The organism is Methylobacterium sp. E-046 (assembly GCF_022829625.1).
Classification (GTDB): Bacteria; Pseudomonadota; Alphaproteobacteria; order Rhizobiales; family Beijerinckiaceae; genus Methylobacterium; species Methylobacterium longum.
Window position 1 is genome coordinate 1 of record NZ_JAKSYP010000275.1, and the last position, 2,611, is coordinate 2,611.

General features: G+C 65.2%; 1 protein-coding gene and 1 pseudogene. One reads left to right on the top strand and one right to left on the bottom strand.

What is annotated here, in order from left to right; all coding sequences use genetic code 11:
- Positions 1-268: pseudogene (locus MKK82_RS29810) on the top strand (hypothetical protein); the annotation flags it as partial.
- A gap of 113 nt (positions 269-381) precedes the next feature.
- Here MKK82_RS29810 and MKK82_RS29815 read toward each other — a convergent pair.
- A partial coding sequence (locus MKK82_RS29815) for an ATP-binding protein (RefSeq protein WP_243987698.1) occupies positions 382-2,611 on the bottom strand: 2,230 nt, incomplete at its 5' end.

Below are 2,611 nucleotides of genomic sequence, written 5' to 3' on the forward strand. Positions count from 1 at the left end.
GGTTCTGGACCACATGGATGGTGATGCGGACCTGGAGGATGGCGGGGACGCCGAGCCGTCCCTGGCGGCGCCCGAGAACACCGCCGACTCGCAGGTCGTCTACATGCGAGGCAGCGACCGGGACGGCGAGGCCGAGGCGCCTGAGACCGTTCTGCCGGAGATAGCGGTAGAGCCGGCGCCCGAGGCGGTCGTGCTGCCCTGGCGGGGGCGCGGCAACGTCATCGCGGCTGCTGGCACCATGCTCCTCGACCTGCTGGAGCGGGCCTGATCCAAGGTCTGCTGAGACTGAGCAGCGGAAGTTGTAGGACGCCGGAAGGAGTGTCCGCTATGGAATTTCAAACGGACTATCGTGCCACCTAGGCGCTGCTCACGCGATAAGCTCTACCGCTTCGCATCCTTGACTGCTTCGATCAGCGAGCGAATGCGGGCAGCCATGGCGTCCATCGCGAATGGCTTGGTCAGCACTGCCATGCCGGGTGCGAGATGGCCGTTCCCGAGGATGGCGTTCTCGGCGTAGCCGGTGATGAACAGCACTTTCAGGCCGGGCCGGGCGACGCACGCCGCATCCGCCATCTGACGGCCATTCATGCCGCCGGGCAGGCCGACATCCGTGATCAGCAGGTCGATGCGCACGTCGGACTGCAGGATCTTCAGCCCCGCCGCGCTATCGCCTGCTTCTATGGCGAGGTAGCCAAGGTCTTCCAGGATGTCGGTGACGAGCATGCGCACGGTCGGCTCATCGTCCACGATCAGCACCGTTGCCTCCTGCTCCGAGCGGGGCAACGCATCGAGTTTGATTGTGCCGACCTCGTCGGCCGCCTCGCCGTAATGGCGGGGCAGGTAGATGCAGATGGTCGAACCCTGACCGACCTCGGAGTAGATCCGGACCTGTCCACCAGACTGCTTCGCGAAGCCGTAGATCATCGACAGGCCGAGGCCGGTGCCCTCACCTATGGGCTTCGTCGTAAAAAACGGTTCGAATACCCGCGCGATCACCTCTGGTGGCATGCCGGTGCCGGTGTCGGTCACGCAAAGTGAGAGGTACTGCCCCTCCGGGAGGTCCTGTTTCTTGGCAGCGCGCTCATCCAGCCACCTGTTCGCGGTCTCTACCGTGATGCGCCCGCCATCCGGCATCGCGTCCCTGGCGTTGATGCACAGGTTGAGCAAGGCGTTCTCAAGCTGCGGCGGGTCCACCAGAGCCAGCCATAGGTTGGACGCACCGACCACCTCGACCGGGACACCTGGGCCGACCGTGCGCTGGATCATCTCCTGCATGCCACTGACGAGGCGGTTTACATCGGTGGGTTTGGAGTCGAGGGTCTGGCGGCGCGAGAACGCGAGCAGTCGATGGGTCAGCGCCGCGGCTCGTTTCGAGGCCCCCTGCGCGGCCACCATGTACTTGTCCACGTCCTTGAGGCGGCCTTGCTGCATCCGGTTCTGCATCAATTCCAGCGATCCGGAGATGCCCGCGAGCAGGTTGTTGAAGTCGTGCGCCAGCCCCCCGGTGAGTTGGCCCACTGCCTCCATCTTCTGTGATTGCCGCAGCGCTTCTTCGGCCTGCATCAGTTCGGCGGTCCGCTCGGCCACGCGCTGTTCTAGGGTCTCGTTGAGGATACGCAACGCTGCCGCCGCGCGGTCGCGCTCCTCAAGGACGGCGCGGCGCTCCTCCACGTCGATGAGCACGCCGGGGAAGCTCGATGGGGTGCCATCCTCAGCGCGGTCAACGCACCCGTTGGCCTCGATCCAGTAGTAGCGCCCGTCCATCCGGCGCACACGATACTGGTGCGCGTAGGCTCCACCCCGCCGGACAGCGCCGTTGATCGCCTCGGCCAATCCGGCTTGGTCGTCGGGGTGCACGGTCGCAACGATCTGAGCAAGCGGTATGCCGGTCGTGCCAAGGTCCGGGTCGAGCCCGAAGCTGCGGGCAAAGCCTTCGTCGATGGTGAAGCGGTCGCTGGGTATGTCCCAGTGCCACGTCCCGAGGATGGCACCTGCGCCAAGGGCAAGTTGCACGCGCTCGGCATCAGCGTGCGCCTTCACCGCCCGATGCCGCGCCTGATCCCGCTCGGCGCGCAACGCAGTCTCGGCACGCACCCGCGCCGTGACCTCATGGCCGCCGACGAGAATGCCGTTGATCGGACCATTCTGTTCGCGGATGGGCTGGAACAGGAAGTCGATGTACCGGTCCTCGTCCTCATCCGCGAGGCGGATCGACGTGGCCTGTGCCGAGAACGGGATGCCGGTGGCGTACACCTCGTCCAGCAGGTCGAAGAAAACTTGCCCTTCGAGTTCAGGGAATACGTCGCGCACAGTCCGGCCGAGGTAATCGCGGGAACCAGCGATCGCCTCGTAAGCATCATTGACGTATGTGTAGACGTGGTCCGGTCCTTCGAGCACGGCGACGAAGCCCGGTATCTGCCGGAGGAGGTTTCGCTGGCGCTGGTTGCTGGCGCGAAGGCTGTCCTCCAGTGCCTTGCGCTTGGTGGTCTCGGTCAGGATCGAGATTACCCCGCCGATGCCGTTGGACGCGGTCTCGTCATCGATCGGGCTGAACCCGTAGGTCCAGTAGGCATCCTCGATGCGACCTTGGCGCAAGATCGGGACGTGCTGG